At 48.6% G+C, this 17513-nt stretch carries 11 protein-coding genes; 5 read left to right on the top strand and 6 right to left on the bottom strand.

The annotated features are described in order from the left end of the window. Positions 1-6: 6 nt before the first annotated feature. From ligA to smc, 3 genes are all read right to left on the bottom strand, one after another. Complete coding sequence (gene ligA / locus SHEWMR4_RS07940; RefSeq protein ID WP_041409017.1) at positions 7-2073, bottom strand: NAD-dependent DNA ligase LigA; 2067 nt, start codon at positions 2071-2073, stop codon at positions 7-9. Positions 2074-2171: 98 nt separating this feature from the next. Further along, positions 2172-3212 (bottom strand): cell division protein ZipA, encoded by a 1041-nt coding sequence (zipA, locus tag SHEWMR4_RS07935; protein WP_011622289.1) that lies wholly within the window; start codon positions 3210-3212, stop codon positions 2172-2174. 26 nt (positions 3213-3238) lie between these two features. Further along, positions 3239-6667 carry a chromosome segregation protein SMC gene (smc, locus tag SHEWMR4_RS07930; RefSeq protein WP_011622288.1) on the bottom strand — a complete coding sequence of 1143 codons (3429 nt, stop codon included), beginning with the start codon at positions 6665-6667 and terminating at the stop codon, positions 3239-3241. A 241-nt stretch (positions 6668-6908) separates the two neighbouring features. Here smc and cysZ point away from each other — a divergent pair, with 241 nt between their 5' ends. Continuing rightward, positions 6909-7688 carry a sulfate transporter CysZ gene (gene cysZ / locus SHEWMR4_RS07925; protein ID WP_011622287.1) on the top strand — a complete coding sequence of 260 codons (780 nt, stop codon included), beginning with the start codon at positions 6909-6911 and terminating at the stop codon, positions 7686-7688. Positions 7689-7817: 129 nt separating this feature from the next. Next, positions 7818-10217: a DUF5916 domain-containing protein gene (locus SHEWMR4_RS07920; protein ID WP_011622286.1), complete on the top strand. Its 2400-nt coding sequence runs from the start codon at positions 7818-7820 to the stop codon at positions 10215-10217. Positions 10218-10275: 58 nt separating this feature from the next. Here the strand turns inward: SHEWMR4_RS07920 and SHEWMR4_RS07915 are convergent, their stop codons facing one another. From SHEWMR4_RS07915 to SHEWMR4_RS07905, 3 genes are all read right to left on the bottom strand, one after another. Next, positions 10276-10725, bottom strand: a complete 450-nt coding sequence (locus SHEWMR4_RS07915; RefSeq protein ID WP_011622285.1) for a hypothetical protein — start codon at positions 10723-10725, stop codon at positions 10276-10278. A gap of 172 nt (positions 10726-10897) precedes the next feature. Next, on the bottom strand, positions 10898-12019 hold the full coding sequence (locus SHEWMR4_RS07910; protein WP_011622284.1) for a beta-ketoacyl-ACP synthase III: 1122 nt from the start codon (positions 12017-12019) through the stop codon (positions 10898-10900). Beyond that, on the bottom strand, positions 12016-13350 hold the full coding sequence (locus tag SHEWMR4_RS07905) for an RDD family protein (RefSeq protein ID WP_011622283.1): 1335 nt from the start codon (positions 13348-13350) through the stop codon (positions 12016-12018). Before SHEWMR4_RS07905 ends, SHEWMR4_RS07910 begins: the two co-directional genes overlap by 4 nt. 245 nt (positions 13351-13595) lie before the next feature. Between SHEWMR4_RS07905 and cysK the strand changes: the two genes are divergently transcribed. From cysK to SHEWMR4_RS07890, 3 genes are all read left to right on the top strand, one after another. Continuing rightward, positions 13596-14564 carry a cysteine synthase A gene (gene cysK, locus SHEWMR4_RS07900; protein WP_011622282.1) on the top strand — a complete coding sequence of 323 codons (969 nt, stop codon included), beginning with the start codon at positions 13596-13598 and terminating at the stop codon, positions 14562-14564. A gap of 213 nt (positions 14565-14777) precedes the next feature. After that, positions 14778-15851, top strand: a complete 1074-nt coding sequence (locus tag SHEWMR4_RS07895; RefSeq protein ID WP_011622281.1) for a methyltransferase — start codon at positions 14778-14780, stop codon at positions 15849-15851. A 121-nt stretch (positions 15852-15972) separates the two neighbouring features. Further along, positions 15973-16962 carry a TDT family transporter gene (locus SHEWMR4_RS07890; protein ID WP_011622280.1) on the top strand — a complete coding sequence of 330 codons (990 nt, stop codon included), beginning with the start codon at positions 15973-15975 and terminating at the stop codon, positions 16960-16962. Positions 16963-17513 lie beyond the last annotated feature (551 nt).

Raw genomic sequence — 17513 nt, 5'->3', positions numbered from 1 at the left:
AGCGACTTAGCTATTTGCCAGTAAGGCCAACAATTCATCCTCGCCAATCACTTTCACGCCAAGCTCCTGCGCTTTGGCAAGCTTAGACCCCGCCGCTTCGCCCGCGACTAAGCAATCGGTATTTTTCGACACACTGCCCGCTACTTTGGCGCCTAAGGCCTGTAACTGCGCCTTAGCATCGTTACGGTTGAGTTGATTTAAGGTCCCTGTTAACACCCAAGTCTGCCCCTTCAACGGCTGCTCATCGGCGCTTGGCGCTGCAATCGTAGGCCAGTTGACGCCCGCCGCAATCAAAGCATCGATCACCTCTAGGTTATGGGGCTGGGCAAAGAAATGCGCCACGTGCTGGGCAACCACTTCACCAATATCTTCAACTTGAATAAGTTGCTCAATGGTGGCCACGCGCAGTGCCTCTAGGCTACCAAAGTGAGTCGCAAGGTTCGACGCCGTGGCCTCCCCCACCTCACGAATGCCTAAGGCATAGAGGAAACGAGGCAAAGTCGTGGTTTTAGCCGCTTCAATCGCCTGCGCGAGATTGGTGGCCGACTTCATTCCCATACGGTCGAGCATGGTCATCATAGAGGCGGGGAGTTTAAATAAGTCAGCCGGGCTTTGCACCAGCTCCTTATCAATCAACTGCTCGACAATTTTATCGCCCATGCCGTCGATATCTAATGCCTTGCGGGAGGCAAAATGCTTGATCGCCTCTTTACGCTGGGCCTCACAGAATAAGCCGCCGCTACAACGGGTCACGGCCTCACCTTCTAATCGCTCAACCAAACTACCGCAAACGGGGCAATGTTGCGGGAAGGCAATCGCCTTCGCATCTTCTGGGCGACGCTCAGGCACTATGGCCACAATTTGCGGGATCACATCGCCGGCACGGCGGATAATCACAGTATCGCCCACCATCACACCTAAACGCTCGATTTCATCGGCATTGTGCAAAGTCGCGTTCGATACGGTCACGCCGCCGACAAACACAGGTTTTAGGCGCGCGACTGGAGTCACCGCGCCAGTGCGGCCCACTTGAAAATCTACGCCTTCGAGCAGGGTCATTTCTTCCTGAGCGGGGAACTTATAGGCAATCGCCCAACGGGGTGATTTAGCCACAAACCCTAAGGTTTGCTGCTGGGCGATATCGTTCACCTTCATCACCACGCCATCGATCTCAAAGGGTAAATAGCTGCGGCGAGTCAATATATCTTGATAGTAGGCAAATACTTGGCTGAGTTCGTCACAGACTTTGATCTCGCTACTGACTGGTAGCCCCCAAGATTTAAGTTGCTGCAATTGCTCATAATGCGTCTTAGCTAGCTCATGGGAAGTCGGCTCCACCACACCTAAGGCGTAGGCATAAAAAGACAGCGCCCGTGACGCGGTAATTTTACTGTCGAGCTGACGTAAGCTGCCCGCCGCCGCATTACGCGGATTGACGAACAGCTTTTCATCCTTTAAGCGTGCACGCTCATTTAGTGCCTCAAACGCCGCCTTGGGCATAAAGGCTTCGCCGCGCACTTCGACCAATTCGGGATAGTTGTCACCGCGCAGTTTGAGCGGAATCGACTTAATGGTTTTAACGTTTTCAGTAATATCCTCACCCACGGTACCATCACCCCGGGTCGCGGCGCGCTCAAGCACACCATTGCGATACAAAATACTCACAGCTAGACCATCGAGCTTAGGCTCACAACAAAAACTCACTTCGCCAACTCTGTCGCTGACACGTTTATGAAACGCGCTAAAGTCTGCCTCATCGAAGGCATTATCGAGACTTAACATAGGCTTAAGATGAGTGATTTGTTCAAACTTTGCCAGCGCCATGCCGCCCACTCTTTGGGTGGGTGAGTCGGCAGCAACAAACTGAGGATACTCGGCCTCAAGCTGTTTCAGACGCTGCATTAATCTGTCGTATTCGGAGTCGGTAATGCTTGGCGCATCATCAACATAGTAACGAATATTGTGTTCATTCAGAGATTGGCAGAGCGCCTGCATCAATGGCTGAGCATTGTGTGGCGTGACAGCTTGAGAAAGCAGTTCAGATAGGCGTTTATCGAGTTGAATGTCTTGCATATTCATTATCCAGAATTCTTAAGCATCAAAAAGTTGCAAAAAATGAGGCCGCATTTAGCGGCCCCATCTGTCTATCACCGCAGTCTCGCGGCGTTGCATTAAGCGTTTGCGCGAATGCGGTGTAAATAATCTTGCTTAGTAAACTCGCCCCAAGGTTGACGCTGACCATCGAGCACGACCGCATCAATATCATCCGCCAATTGGCGCGCCGAGTTAAGCATGATGGAGAAATTCATTAGCGCATCACCGTAGCAAGGTAAGGTCATAAAGAACACCACACCTTGGGTGCTGAATTGTTCCATATTGTCTGGGTCAAAAACCCCAGGTTTTACCATATTCGCAATGGAGAACAACACCTTACCATTACCAGCATTATCCACATGGCGGTGGAAAATATTCATATCGCCATATTTAAAATTAAGGGTTAAGAAGCAAGGTAACAATTCGGCGCCATTAAGCTGCTGGCCTTCTTTTGCCACAACGTGCAGCACTAATACATCACGTGGCTCGCCTAAATCATCATCTGCCTGTTCAACGGCTTGAGATTGCTCTTCTTCATACGGCTCTTCATCATCAAACAAGGCTGTTTGGGTTGGCATTTGCACCTGTGCGCGTTGTTCTTCTGCAACCTTTTGCGCCACCATGGCCGCATGGGATTGCCCTACATGGGCTTGGGCGAGATTGGCAGAATGTCCTTGTAATACGGGCTCTTGGCGTGATGCTTTAGGACCGCGGTGTTGCTCTTTGGCCGTGGGGGATTGCAGACTAAAATCAGGCTGCGCCATGCTTGGCTCTTGCTCAAACAGCGGCTTAGGTTCAACTTGCACGGGTTCCACTGGTTGCGGTTGTGTTTTGGCTTCTTGCTTTAAATAAGGATTAAACGCAGGTGCCTCTGGGGTATGGGCTTCATTCGCTTTACGAACTCTGACGGCACCAATACCGTCGGCGTCGAAACCATCGGCATCGACACGTTTAGGTGCACCTTCGCCACGTTCGGCCTGCTTTTTATAGAAATTGCCCATTGGACTATCTTTCAATGACTTAGGTTGTTGTCTTCTGATAGACCAAAATCCATGCACCAGCACAGCAACTATGGCTATGGCGCCTAAAACGAACAAAACTAGTTGCAAATCTTCCATTGGTTACCCTGTCTTTCTTCTAGTTATCAAGCGTCGGCCATCGCCACCGCTTGCTCTAAATCTACTGCGACTATACGAGAGACACCCGGCTCATGCATAGTCACACCGATAAGTTGATCAGCCATCTCCATCGTAATTTTGTTATGGCTGATATAGATAAACTGTACGCTCTGCGACATTTCCTTCAATAATCGACAGAATCGTTCTACGTTGGCATCGTCTAAGGGCGCATCCACTTCGTCTAACATACAGAAGGGAGCTGGATTCAACCTGAAAATCGCGAATACCAATGATAAAGCCGTTAGGGCTTTTTCACCACCGGAAAGAAGATGGATTGTACTGTTCTTCTTACCTGGGGGTTGGGCCATGATGGTCACGCCCGTTTCTAATAAATCGTCTTCCGTCAGCGCTAAATATGCGCGTCCGCCACCGAATACCTTAGGGAATAAACGCCCGAGATCTTCGTTTACCGCATCAAATGTGGTCTTAAAGCGAGTGCGGGTCTCCTTATCGATTTTCCGAATGGCTTCCTCTAGGGTTGCCAGACCGTTATTTAGATCTTCATCTTGATGATCCAAATAGGATTTTCTCTCACTTTGTTGTTCATATTCTTCGATCGCCGCGAGGTTTATCGCTCCTAAGCGAATAATTTTTTGGCGGATCTGATCCAAATCACGCTGCCACTTGTCGGGATGCCCATCCGCAGGCAGGGAATCGACAATCTGGGCGAGCACAATTTGTTGCTCTGACAGTGCCGCTAATTGGCTATCGGCCTGCCCTTTTAATCCCTCACGACGTAACTTTAACGTGCTTAGGCTTTGAGTCAAGCCCTCAAGCTTACCAAGCTCTTGTTTTTGCTTTAATCCTATACTGTTTAGCGTTTCAGTGAGCGAACTTTGTTGTGACCTGAGGCTTTTAAGTGCCTGTTGCTGACTCTGCTGTTGATTGAGTAATTGCGCCAGTTGTTCGCTGAGCTGCGCCGTTTGCTGATCGCCCTCTTGTGCCGCGACGTTGGCAAGTTGGGCTGACAGTGTTTCCTTTGAGTGGACTAATTCACTGACACGTACACGCTGTAATTCAATTTGTTCTGTGCTCACCGCCATCCGAGTAGCGATCGATTGCAGACTGGCATTGAGGCTCGTTAAGCGCCGCTCGGCATCGCCAATTTGTGCCTTCAGGGCTTGATGGCGGGCCATATCCCCTTGCGCATCTTGGCTTTGTTGCTGTTGCTGCTCAAGGCTTACCTCTAGCGCCTCAGCCAGCTCATCCTCTTGCTCCGCAAGCAATATTAACTGCTCGGCAAGCTCGGCTAACTCGGCGTGGGTTCGGGCAAGGGTTTCTGCGAGTTGCCCGCGTTTCGCTTCGCGCTGCTTGGCCTGGATCTCTGCGTTATTAAGCTGGGTTGATTTGGTGGCCTTATCGAGCTGCAACTGGTGTAAGCGTTTAGTGCCTTGGCTTAAACTGTCACGCACTTGGGCTAATTGCTGCGCTAATTCATCGAGCTTTGCCTGCTGTATGGCTTTTGCCTGCTCGCAATCAGCGATGGCCTCGCTCAGCTCGGTTTGCTCTTTACTCAATTGCACTAAGGATTGGCTATTGTCTTGTTTAGCAATCAAAAAACCTTTGCCGAGCAAGTAACCGTCGGCGGTCACGATTCGCTCATCGGCCGCCAAGCTCGGCAGCAGTGCTTGTGCGCTGGCCAAATTATCGGCCCATTTGAGTCCCTTAAGCCAAGGGGCAAGGTTCAATTTGGCACCTAAGATGGGAGAGCCATCGAGATGCGCGTCCGCCGCCAAGGCCGCATCGGCATAAAAGCCTATTTCATTGGCGTTAACGCCCACAGGCAGCGTCATCAATCCCTGCAGCGCCAGTTCGGCGGCGGCTTCCCAGCCGTTTTCCACTTGAATGCTTTGCCACAGCTGCGGCTTATCACTTAACTCTTCTTGTTTCGCAAGCCATTGTTCAACCAGTTCGAAACGTGCCCGCATCGAGGTTAAACGCTGTGATAATTGCTCAAACTCACCGCGGGCCAAATCTAACGCATGAGTATCGGCAGCCAGAGTGGATTCAAACTCTTGATTGATTTCAACTTGTTCAGCTAATGCTTGTTCTAACTGGGCAATCTCATCATTAAGTGATGCGCTGCTATCTTCGAGGGCATGCGCATTAAGCGAGGCCAGCTCTTGTTGTTGCTCTTGGTGTAGCAGGGTTTTATGGGCATTTAATTGTTGCTGATGAGCCAGTTTGCTGCGGTGTAACTCTAATTGCAGCTTATGCTGAGCGACGGCCGCCGCTAGCACTCTGGCGCTTTCACTTTGCGCCTCACTGCGCGAAACGCTCATTTCCCACTGGGCTTGCAGCTCATCGAGCATTTCTTGCTGCAACTCATGTTGCGGCCCAAGTTGGCTAAGCTCCGCCTCAAGCGCTTGAAAACTGGCTTGGTAAGCGGCTAATTTAGCTTGGTTTTGAATGATTTGCTCACTCAACTGCTCAAGCTGATTATGCAACTGGGCATCGCGCAGCTTTTGGCTCTGTAACTGTTGTTCAAGCTTGGCGATTTCGGTACCGGTCAGGTAATAGGCTTCGACCGCCTGCTGCTCCTGTTCGGCTAAGTGCGAAAGTGTGAGTTGCAACTCGGTGCTTTCTAACTCGCCAGTTTGCGCTAAGGACTGGGCCGCCGCTTGTTGCAGCTCGAGCGAGCTAATCTGCTCCGATAGACTCGCCATTTGGCTCTGCAGCTCTTGATAGCGCATCACCAGCAGCTCGGCGTGGGTTTTACGCTCAGCTTGCTTCAGCTCACGATATTGCTTCGCCGCCTTGGCCTGCTGACTGAGTTTTTCGAGTTGTTTGGCTAACTCGCTGCGAATATCCCCTAAACGCTCCAAGTTTTCGCGGGTATGGCGGATACGGTTTTCCGTTTCACGCCGCCGTTCTTTATAGCGGGAAATCCCCGCCGCTTCTTCAATAAAAGTCCGTAAATCTTGGGGTTTAGATTCGATTAAACGTGAAATCGTGCCCTGTTCGATAATGGCGTAACTGCGCGGCCCAAGCCCGGTGCCCATAAACAGATCAGTGATGTCTTTACGGCGACACTTTTGGCCGTTGAGGAAATACCAAGACTCACCGTCACGGCTCACCTGACGTTTAACCGAGATTTCTTCATAACTGGCGTATTGGCCCGCAAGGCGGCCCTCTTTATTTTCAAACACCAGTTCAACGCCCGCCACAGACACGGGTTTACGGGCGCTGGAGCCGTTAAAAATCACGTCACTCATGGAGTCGCCGCGCAAATGCTTTGCCGAACTTTCGCCCAACACCCAACGCACGGCGTCAATCACGTTAGACTTGCCGCAGCCATTTGGGCCAATAATGGCGCTTAATGCCTGTAAAAACGGAATCTTGGTGGGATCGACAAACGACTTAAAGCCGGCAAGTTTTATTTGTTTTAATCTCATGGTGCCAGTTAGCGCGTCTCAGTATAAAAAGCCATCAGGGCGATGACCAATAGGGATGCAGGCCAATATTAGCCCGAGTCATGTCATAGAATTCTGAGGCCAACTTTAGCAAAGCAGGCAGTATTTTGTAACGCTTTTTATTGAATTCATATGGCTTTTAGCTTGTCATCTCGCGACGAGTTGATCACAATCGCACTTATCTGTATCTCACGCTGTATCTCAACTTTTTTGGAATGACGATATGACACAGAAATCCTCCTCCCCTTCGCAGGGTAAAAGTGGTGTGAATTATTTTCTCGATGGCTTTGGTTTAATCAAACGTAAAGGCCTGCGCACCTTTGTATTTATTCCCTTAATGATCAACTTGGTGCTGTTTGCGGCTGTTATCTATGTGGCGATTGGGCAGCTCGATGTGCTCTTCACTTGGATGAATGCCCAGCTCCCCGAGTACTTAAGTTGGCTCAACTTTTTGCTCTGGCCGTTAGCGGTAACCACTATGTTGGTGATGCTGGCGTTTGTTTTTAGTTCGGTAATGAACTGGCTGGCCGCGCCCTTTAATGGCTTGCTGGCCGAAAAGGTCGAGCAGTTATTGACCGGCAAACCGATGAATACGGGCTCGGGCATAGACGTTGTCAAAGACTTACCGCGCATTCTTGGCCGAGAATGGATCAAACTCAAATACTATTTGCCCCGTGCGCTAGTGTTTTTACTGCTGTTTTTAGTCCCCATGGTGGGGCAAACCTTAGCCCCAATTTTGTGGTTTTTATTCAGCGCTTGGATGATGGCGATTCAATACTGCGACTATCCCTTCGATAACCATAAGGTCAGTTTCAAGGATATGCGCTTTGCCCTTAATCAGACCCGCGGTACCAGCTTTAGCTTTGGTGCGACTGTGACCCTGTTTTCGATGATCCCTGTGGTGAACTTTATCGTGATGCCAGTCGCAATTTGTGGCGCCACCGCCATGTGGGTAGATAAGTACCGCGAAGCTTACCGTAATCCTGTGGTTGCTCCCGAATAATCCTCCCCAAAGCACTGGATGCCCGCCATCCAGTGCCGCCTTGGTTTCAGCTATTTTCAATACAATTCTTGTAACAATTGCCCACTCTTGTTAACGCGCAATTTCTGGCACACTGCGCGCCATTTTAGAATGATTTGGGCCTTGTTGTTGAAGACGTTTCTCCCCTTAGTGTTATCGACTGCGGTATTTCTCAGTTCGCCAAGCTTGGCGGGCTCTGCCAGCCAATTTCAATTAACGATTCCGACCTTAGAAGATGCCGCCAATATTGATGGCGAATTTGATGAGGCGGTTTGGCAGCACGCGGCGCAGGCCGAGCTACGTTATGAAACTCAGCCCGGTGAAAACACGGCGGCGCCCGTTTACACCGAGGCCAGAATCTACGCGACCCAAACCAGCCTATTTGTAGCCTTTACCGCCAAAGACAGTCTGCCACAACATATCCGCGCCACCCTCAAGGACAGGGATAATCTTTGGGGCGACGATCTGGTGGGGATCAAACTCGATACCTTTAACAATGCGCGTTTGGCCTATCAGTTTTTTATCAACCCACTGGGCGTGCAACTAGACTCGATAGAAAATGAGCTCACGGGCGAAGAGAGCGAAGCTTGGGATGGCATTTGGAAAACCGCCGGTAAAATCACCGCCGAGGGTTACCAAGTTGAAGTCGAGCTGCCATTACGGCTATTTAACTTTGACGATAAAAAGCCTGTTCAAGAATGGGGATTTGAGCTGATCCGCTACTATCCACGCAATGAAAATCATCGCATCTCTACCCACAAAATCGATCGCAACATCAGTTGCCAGCTCTGTCAACTCGGCGTCGCCACGGGTTTAGCCTCCGCCAAGCAAGGGCAAGATCTGCAAATTACCCCGTCCTTTGTCGCCAATCGCAATGAGCAAAAAAGCGAAAATGGCTGGGAAGCGCAAAGCAATTATGAACCCGGGCTCGATTTACGCTGGGGTATCAACTCACGCACCTTGCTAAATGCCACCATAAATCCCGATTTCTCCCAGGTGGAGTCCGATGCTGGCCAGCTCGATATCAACAGCACTTTTGCGCTATTTTTTGATGAGAAACGCCCCTTCTTCCTCGACAATAAAGACTACTTCGATACCCAAGTGAATCTGCTGCATACCCGCAATATTGTATCGCCGGACTATGGGCTTAAACTCACCAGTCAAACCGAGCAACACACTTGGGCATTGCTGGCCGCTAATGACAGCCAAACCACCTTTTTGATGCCAGGGAATTTAAGCTCTGAGGTCACCTCCTTAGCGGAGGAAAGCCTCAATCTGGCGGCGCGTTACCGCTTCGACATGGATAAAACCTTCTCCTTTGGGGGGCTTATCACGGCCAAGAGCAGTGCCGACAACCAACTAACAGCATTTGCCGAGCAAAATGATTATCACAATTATGTCATGAGCTTAGATGCGAAATACCAACCGACAGCCCAAGATATTTTTACCGCTCAAGTTGCCAATTCCCAAACACGTTACCCTACTGCCCTGTATCAACAGTTTTGCGGCAATGTGGAGGGAGAACTGACAGAAGGGCTACTCTGCGGCCAAACGCCGTTAAGCTGTGAGCTCGGCCAATGCCAAGTGAATGAGCAAGTGTTACGTAGCCAATCGGATCGGGATTTCAGTGGCGCCCTGTATCAACTGACCTATGAACACAACGCCCGCGATTGGTTTGCCTACGGCGAGTACCACGACGTGTCTCCCGATTTTCGCGCCGATTTAGGCTTTGTGGAAAAAATTGATTACCGCACCTTGATGGCCGGTGGTGGCTTAATTTGGTATCCCGAAACCGTATTTAACAAGATTAAATTTGGTGGCGATTGGGACATCACCCACAATCAAGCAGGGGAGCAGCTAGAGCAAGAGTTTGAGATCTTTTGGGAAATGTATGGCGCGCTGCAGAGTGAGTTATCCTTTGGGATAGAAACTCGGGAACGCGTCGGCCCACGCCATGACAGCGCGCAACTGGCAGTATTAGGTAATAGCAATCAATACCAAGAAACCCAAGGCTGGCTTTACGGCGCGATTACGCCCACATCAGCCCTGAGTCTTGAGCTGGAGATCCATTACGGCGATGAGATTGACTTCCTTAACGATCGATTAGGCACAAAAACCTTAATCAATCCGATATTCAAATGGAAAATTGCCAACGGCCTGTCGGTGGATGTTTCCCATCAATATCAACATATGGAAGTCGAGCAGGATAAACTCTTTACCGCAAATCTCTCGGATGTGCGCCTGCACTGGCAATTGAGTCTGCACAGCTTTATTCGCCTATCGAGCATATACACCCAAATCGAGCGTAATCTTGCGCAGTATTTGTATTCGACACCCGATAGCGAAGAGGCGCACTTAGGGAATGAAATCCTCTACGGCTACAAACTCAATCCCCAGAGCGTGTTCTATTTGGGCTATTCCGACAGTTTAACCTCGAATGATGAGCTCACGCGGCTCACTCGGGATGAGAAAACCTATTTTATGAAGCTAAGCTACGCCTGGTTGCTCTAGGCTGAAAGGTTTACATAAAGCCCACAGCAAGGCTTGTGGGCTTAAATCGGAATGCTAACTAAGACTCATGGATACCCAATAAGCTTGGGCTGGGAAGCGCAATGCCTATTGCAGTGAGCTCCACTCCCCAATGTCGCAGCAGCGCAAGATACGCCTGCTCAAAGGGATAGCGTGGCTTAGGGAATGCCCACGCTGAAGGAAAACACCATTCCTCCTCGCTCTCATCAATCGCTAAATAGACGGTAAAATCATGGTTTGTCTCACTCAGCGCAGCGATTAAATTTGTCGCCATTGCAGCCCTGTGGGCAGAAGTAAATCCCAACTGTTCACCAAACTCATCAAATACATAAGCATCGTACAGTGCTTGCAGCTGCGCGGGATCTAAAGGATCGTAGCGATTGAGTGTTTCCCCGAGCGTTTCCTCGCGGTCATAACAATTAAAAGCGCCAAGAAACCAGCCAGGGTTGGGATGAAACGGAATATCCGAATCAGGATGAAGAAGCGTCATGGTGACAGGTTCTCGTATTGCTACTGAGGCTTTAAAGAAAAAGCGTTTTTAGGCAGCTAACTGTCTTGCCTGAGTAAAGGTATTTTCGGCTAAGGTACCGCATCAAGCCGTTTTATCAATATGCTGATTTAAAAGCTAAAGCCCCATTAGTGATAATGGGGCTTTAGTCAATTTAGCGTTTTTGCAGGATCACGCTACCGATGGAGTAACCCGCGCCAAAGGAGCTTAATAGCCCTAAATCGCCCGCATTAAAGTCAGCGGAATATTTATGGAAGGCAATCACTGAGCCAGCGGAGGCGGTATTGGCATACTCGTCGAGCACCACGGGGGCTTGCTCAGGCGTTACCTCATCCCCTAGCAGTTTTTTCACCACAAATTGGTTCATGTTGATGTTGGCTTGATGCAACCACAAACGTTTAAAGGACTGTGGCGTAAGGGATTGCTCGGCCAAATGCTCGTCTAAATGTTGGTAGATCATCGGCAACAGTTCTTTAAAGACTTTGCGACCCTGTTGGTGGAATAACTTATCCGCCTGATGCGCCGAGCTTGGATCGCAGCGATTTAAAAAACCGAAATTACTGCGAATATTGTTCGAGTAGTCTGTAAAACAACGACTTGAAACAATGTTGAAGCCTTTATTGGCGGCCACTAGGCTTTGCTCTTCAAGCACCATAGCGGTCGCCACATCCCCGAAGATAAAGTGACTGTCACGGTCACGGTAGTTCACCTGCGCCGAACAAATTTCGGGGTTAATCACTAACACCCGTGAAGCCGAGCCCGTTGCAATCGCATTGGCGGCGGCCACAATGGCAAAGGTGGCTGAAGAACAGGCAACCTGCATATCGTAACCATAGCCACGAGTCCCCAGTGCCCGCTGGATTTCAATCGCCATCGCAGGATACGCGCGCTGTGTATAAGCACAGGAAACGATCACTAAATCGATTTTCTCGGCCTTCACATCCGCTTGTTTAAGCGCCATCACTGCCGCCTCAACCCCAATTTCGGCCTGCATAGATAACTCGTCACTGCTGCGCTCAGGAATAAGCGGCATCATGATTTCAGGATCGAGAATACCGTCTTTAACCATCACATATCTGTGCTTGATGCCCGAGGCCTTCTGGATAAACTCACTGGAGGAATAAGACAGCGGCTCGACATGGCCCTGCTCAATTAATCCTGCATTTTCAAGGTTAAACATATCTACATAGGCGTTGAAGCTCTCCACCAAAGCTTCATTTGAAATACTGTGTGGCGGCGTAAATAAACCGCTGCCAGAAATAACGACCTGTTTCATAGGTGCTCCGAACGGGTGCTTGTTGTAAGGTGAGCAGACGTCGCATTATTCTGTGTTGGCACGTCGGCCAATGCATGTTCAGCCTGCGCCTGTTGCTGCTCTAATTGTTGCTTTTTATGCATTTGCGCTAAGTCTATCACGACTGTGGAAGATATTTTATCTTGGATCCCCTGCCGATTGGCATCCCAAAATATCTGCATAAAGCCCAGTAAGCCCGTCGTGAAGCCCGCCGCATAACCACCATAACGGCCAAATGCCCCCCAAAGGCTGATTTTAGCGCCATCGAGTTGGATAACGCGGATGCCTAAGAGTTTCTTACCTAAGGTCTGACCATCAAATTTGGCGGTAAACACAGTGAAGTAAAATGCGGCCCAGCCAAAACCTAAACCCATATCGCTCATAAAGCCTTTGATCCACGCCAGCACACTGCGGGTGTCACTCTCTTCCTCATCATTGGTTTCACTGTTGCGGCTTTCGGTTTGATGCGAAGGATTGAGGTTGGTGTCAAGAACTAAGGGAGCGTTTTCGATGGCCGCTCGATTATCGGTTTGAGCGTTGGCTAATCCATCGGTTCGCGGTTCTGATACGGGAACGGCATCAAGCTTGCCAGCGGACGACAGATTTGCGAGCGACGGACTTGGCTGTGGCGGCGGTGATAATGTGTTTGGCTCCTTGGTTGAGTTTTTAGCTGAGCCCTTAGTGGAGTCTAGGGTGACTTCAAACACCTTCACCTCGGGCCAGAGTCTGCCCGCCATCATTTCATCACGTAACTGCGCTTTATCGGCCTCGGATAACTCCGTGCTCGCTAAAGTATCTAATACCATATCGCGGCGCTCAGCTGCCGACATTCCCTCCATGGGCCCATTTTCGAGTGTCTGCTGCAAAGCACGGATCTGTTCACGGGCACAATCGGTATTGTCACAGAGTCCGAGGGAGACAAGACCAGGAATCGCCTTAACAACAGCGTTAATATCCTGGGGCGCGGAGACCTTCTCGCGGGTGGATCGATTCGATTGATGGAAATTCCACAAATTTCCCGCCGAGCTAAAGAGCATTAATCCCAGCATGGCGGCGTAGAGGCCCCATTTGAGTAAGCGACCAAACTGGCGACTGCGTTTCTCGATATAAATAATCCCCACCACCAGCAGAACAAACAGCCAATCCATTTGTTCGGCTAAAATAGTGATGAATAAACCGTCGATTAACATCGCCAGCGCCCGCCTTAATGGCGTCGCTAGCGGGGTGTAAAGCACAGATTCGGCAATAGTGAATGCCTTAGGGGTGACCATAGTTCTTGGATCTTTGCCCAAGTCCGTTTGTTGTTGCTTCATAGTGTGGCAATCCGGTTCCGATAGCGGTTTTATAAGTGAAACATCAAGTGGTTATTCTTTTATACGCGTAATTTTTTATTGATGTTAGCAAGAGGTTAACACAGTTAAACCTACAGCCAATTGGGCTTTGCGAATAACAGGATTATCTTTAATAACCAAATCGAATAAAGAAGAACAAACAATCACTTCTAAATGCGCCACAGGCGATTATGATTCAATAGTGCAAACATAGGAGCAAGCAATCCATGAGCAAAATTTTCGAAGACAATTCATATACTATTGGCAACACCCCGTTAGTGCGTTTAAACCGCGTAAGCCAAGGTAAAGTGCTGGCAAAGGTCGAAGCACGTAATCCAAGTTTCAGTGTCAAATGCCGTATCGGTGCCAATATGATTTGGGATGCCGAGAAAAAAGGCCTGCTCACCAAAGATCACGAACTGATTGAGCCTACCTCAGGTAATACCGGGATTGCCTTAGCCTATGTGGCGGCCGCCCGTGGTTATAAGCTGACGTTAACTATGCCAAATACTATGAGCTTAGAACGTCGTAAACTGCTTAAAGCCTTAGGTGCAAACCTAGTGCTGACCGAAGGCGCAAAAGGCATGAAAGGTGCTATCGATAAAGCGGAAGAAATCCGTCAATCGGCGCCTGAAAAATACATTATGCTGCAGCAGTTTAATAACCCTGCTAACCCTGAAATCCACGAAAAAACCACAGGTCCAGAGATTTGGAATGATACCGATGGTGCTGTAGATGTGTTTGTTGCGGGTGTAGGTACTGGCGGTACTATCACAGGTGTGAGCCGTTACCTGAAAAAAGTGGCTGGCAAAGCCATTACTTCTGTTGCGGTAGAACCCGCAGATTCACCGGTTATCACCCAAACCCTAGCGGGATTACCAGTGCAACCAGGTCCGCACAAAATCCAAGGTATTGGCGCAGGTTTTATCCCTGGTAACTTAGATCTTGAGTTAATCGATCGCGTTGAAACCGTCACCAACGATGAAGCCATCGACATGGCCCGCCGCTTAATGCAAGAAGAAGGCATTTTAGTCGGTATTTCTTCTGGTGCTGCTGTGGTTGCCGCAAACCGCATCGCTGCTCTACCTGAATTTGCGGATAAAAACATTGTGGTTATCCTGCCTTCAGCTGCCGAACGTTACTTATCTTCGGTACTGTTCCAAGGCCAGTTTGGCGACGAAGAAAACATTCAGTAATCAGGCGATTCGGCCTGCTAAAAATACCCAGCCTCGTCTGGGTATTTTTATGGCCGAAATTTATCGGTAATCACGATTAGCATCGCTTCACCGCCCCTCAGATCCGCATTTATAAGCTAAGTTGGAGCTAGTTCATAGTTTTCCATCGCCGCTCTGACTTTTGCCGTTAACTTCGCTATAAAGGCTGTATTTATTTGTAAACTCAGCCAATTTATGTCCTTCTATCACACCCCGAAAGCCTTAAGTGCCTTTGATGCCAAATTTGAGGCGCAAAAAATCGCCTTTGGCCCCATCAGTTTTCAGGTTGCACATTGCCTGCTGAAATTTGAAGTATTAGCCACCATTGACCAAGCAGGCGAACAAGGGGTAAGCATTGCCCAACTCGCGCAAACCAATGTGTTAAACGAGTATGCCCTTGGCGTCTTACTCGATATGGGATTGAGTATGGGACTGGTATGGCTCAATGGCGATGCCTATGTGCTCGATAAAACAGGCTATTTTTTACTGCACGATGATATGGCAGCTATTAACCTCAATTTTGTGCAGGACGTGTGTTATCAGGGACTGTTTCAACTGGATAAGGCACTAGTCGCGGGTAAACCCGCAGGCTTAGCGGTATTTGGCGATTGGCAGACGATTTACCCCGCCCTTAAGGATTTACCTGCTCAGGCAAAGGCCAGCTGGTTTGCCTTCGATCACTATTATTCTGACCACGCTTTTCCGCAGATTTTACCCTTAGTGTTTGCCCATTCTCCCAAGCATTTAGTCGATATTGGCGGAAATACGGGAAAATGGGCGCTAAGCTGCTGCGAGTTTGATCCAGAGGTTGAAGTCACTCTGATGGACTTCCCCGGTCAATTAGCCGTTGCTAAAGACAATGCTGCCAAGCATGGCTTTGCCGAGCGGATCCATACCTTTGCCACCGATTTGCTCGATGAATCACGTCCCTTTGTCGAAGGCGCCGATACCTATTGGATGAGCCAGTTCCTCGACTGCTTCTCTTCGGAGCAAATCCTCAGCATTTTACAACGCACCGCTCAGGCGATGACGCCAAACAGTCAGTTGTTCATTGTCGAAACCTTCTGGGACAGACAACCCTCTGCCGCCTCAGCCTATTGCGTCAATGCGACAAGCTTGTATTTTACTGCGATGGCCAATGGCAATAGCCGTATGTACCACTCTAAGGACTTGATAACGTTACTACATCAAGCGGGCTTATACGTCGATGAAGACACTGACAACCTTGGTCTGGGGCATACTTTGCTGCGTTGTAAACTAAAACCTTAAGCGTTATAAAATTTGAATCTTTGAATAAAATTAATCAATTTTATTTACTTACCCCTCGACCATACACTGACATTAACAGATAGACACATCGAATTAATGTCAGTGTTGAGAGGTAACAAACATGACTTCAAAACGTAAACGTTGGACAGCACAGGCAGCTAAATTACCCAGCCCCATGGGCGGACTCGCCCTCGCGATTGCAAGCTTAGGTTGGACTTGGGAAAGCGTGATGCCCTCACTCAATGGTTGGGGCCAACTGACAGGGGCCGCCATCGCCTCAGTATTACTCATGCTGCTTGCGGCAAAATTTGTACTGCATCCCCCAGTGCTGAAAAACGAACTCAGCCATCCGGTCGTCGGTAGTGTGCTCCCCACATTCGCCATGGCCTTGATGGTAGTGTCGAACCTACTCGGCCATTATTTCCCCCATGCCGGCTTAACTCTTTGGCTAACCGCCATTGTTATCCATGTCATCTTTTTAGGCGCCTTTATTTACTACCGCGCTATCGACTTCAAACTCGAACATATGGTGCCCAGCTGGTTTGTGCCACCCATTGGCATCATAGTGGCGGCAGTATCCTTCCCAAGTAATGGCGCGCCTTGGTTAGTGAACTTAATCTTGGCCTTCGGCATGCTCGCATATTTAGTCATGTTGCCATTGATGCTCTATCGATTAATCTTCTGTCAGGCCGTGCCCGATGCCGCTAAACCAACGATTGCCATCCTCGCCGCGCCAGCCAGTTTATCCTTAGCGGGCTACTTAACTGTGTGCGATCAACCTTCGATTGCCTTGGTCGCCATATTGGCCAGTATTGCAGTATTGATGACAGCGGTTATCTACCTTGCCTTTTTCCATCTGCTTAAACTGCCTTTCAGCCCAGGCTATGCTGCGTTCACCTTTCCCATGGTGATCGGCGCGACGGCACTGTTTAAAACCGTCAACTGGCTTCAGCAATTTAGTCAAATGAGCGAACTCACCCAATGGGTAAAATTACTAGCCGACTTCGAACTCGGCATCGCCAGCTTAGTCGTTAGTTATGTCGCGATACGGTATTTAGCCCATTACTTACCCAACCCTGCTCATAGGGTCCATAGCACTACTACGGCTTAATTTAGCAAAAACCATTATAAACAACTAAAACCATTTGACTATAAAACACACAAATATCGTGTTCAAAAAATATTCTCATAATAATAGGAGTGAATTTAAATTCACTCCTATTATTTAATTAAACTAATTTATTCTCTTCGAAGCATTTCACAAACGGTTCCCCTATAAAAGAGTTAACTAAAAATGAAAACACTGAACATCTAAATACCATTGAACAAAATACACTCAAAAATTCTACCTTACCGTACAGCTGTTCTATTTTAAGATATTTTTAATAAAAAATTTTACGCCAATACAGTACTCAAAACCGTATAAACATACGATCTCAAATTAAAATGAAAATATACAAAAAAAGTATGATTATTTTATTTTTACAAAAACTTTCATTTTTAACAAATGCAAAACAACCAAAAAACAATAAGTTAATATTTGAGTTCAATTTATTGCCAAAAGCCATTCCGGCCATCAAAGCCCAGTCAAAATAAACAACAAAGAAACCAAATAAAAACATTTTAGCAACAGCAGGCATTTAAGCATTGCAACTTACATAA

It is taken from the genome of Shewanella sp. MR-4 (assembly GCF_000014685.1).
In the GTDB taxonomy this organism is placed as follows: Bacteria; Pseudomonadota; Gammaproteobacteria; order Enterobacterales; family Shewanellaceae; genus Shewanella.
This window is presented reverse-complemented; position numbering and strand designations above follow the sequence as displayed.

Bases quoted from the DNA above. Each gene is read 5' to 3' on its own strand.
- SHEWMR4_RS07905 (WP_011622283.1), bottom strand. From the start codon at position 13,350: ATGAAGCAACAACAAACGGACTTGGGCAAAGATCCAAGAACTATGGTC.
- smc (WP_011622288.1), bottom strand. From the start codon at position 6,667: ATGAGATTAAAACAAATAAAACTTGCCGGCTTTAAGTCGTTTGTCGAT.
- SHEWMR4_RS07920 (WP_011622286.1), top strand. From the start codon at position 7,818: ATGATTTGGGCCTTGTTGTTGAAGACGTTTCTCCCCTTAGTGTTATCG.
- zipA (WP_011622289.1), bottom strand. From the start codon at position 3,212: ATGGAAGATTTGCAACTAGTTTTGTTCGTTTTAGGCGCCATAGCCATA.
- SHEWMR4_RS07915 (WP_011622285.1), bottom strand. From the start codon at position 10,725: ATGACGCTTCTTCATCCTGATTCGGATATTCCGTTTCATCCCAACCCT.
- SHEWMR4_RS07910 (WP_011622284.1), bottom strand. From the start codon at position 12,019: ATGAAACAGGTCGTTATTTCTGGCAGCGGTTTATTTACGCCGCCACAC.
- cysK (WP_011622282.1), top strand. From the start codon at position 13,596: ATGAGCAAAATTTTCGAAGACAATTCATATACTATTGGCAACACCCCG.
- SHEWMR4_RS07890 (WP_011622280.1), top strand. From the start codon at position 15,973: ATGACTTCAAAACGTAAACGTTGGACAGCACAGGCAGCTAAATTACCC.
- SHEWMR4_RS07895 (WP_011622281.1), top strand. From the start codon at position 14,778: ATGTCCTTCTATCACACCCCGAAAGCCTTAAGTGCCTTTGATGCCAAA.
- ligA (WP_041409017.1), bottom strand. From the start codon at position 2,073: ATGCAAGACATTCAACTCGATAAACGCCTATCTGAACTGCTTTCTCAA.
- cysZ (WP_011622287.1), top strand. From the start codon at position 6,909: ATGACACAGAAATCCTCCTCCCCTTCGCAGGGTAAAAGTGGTGTGAAT.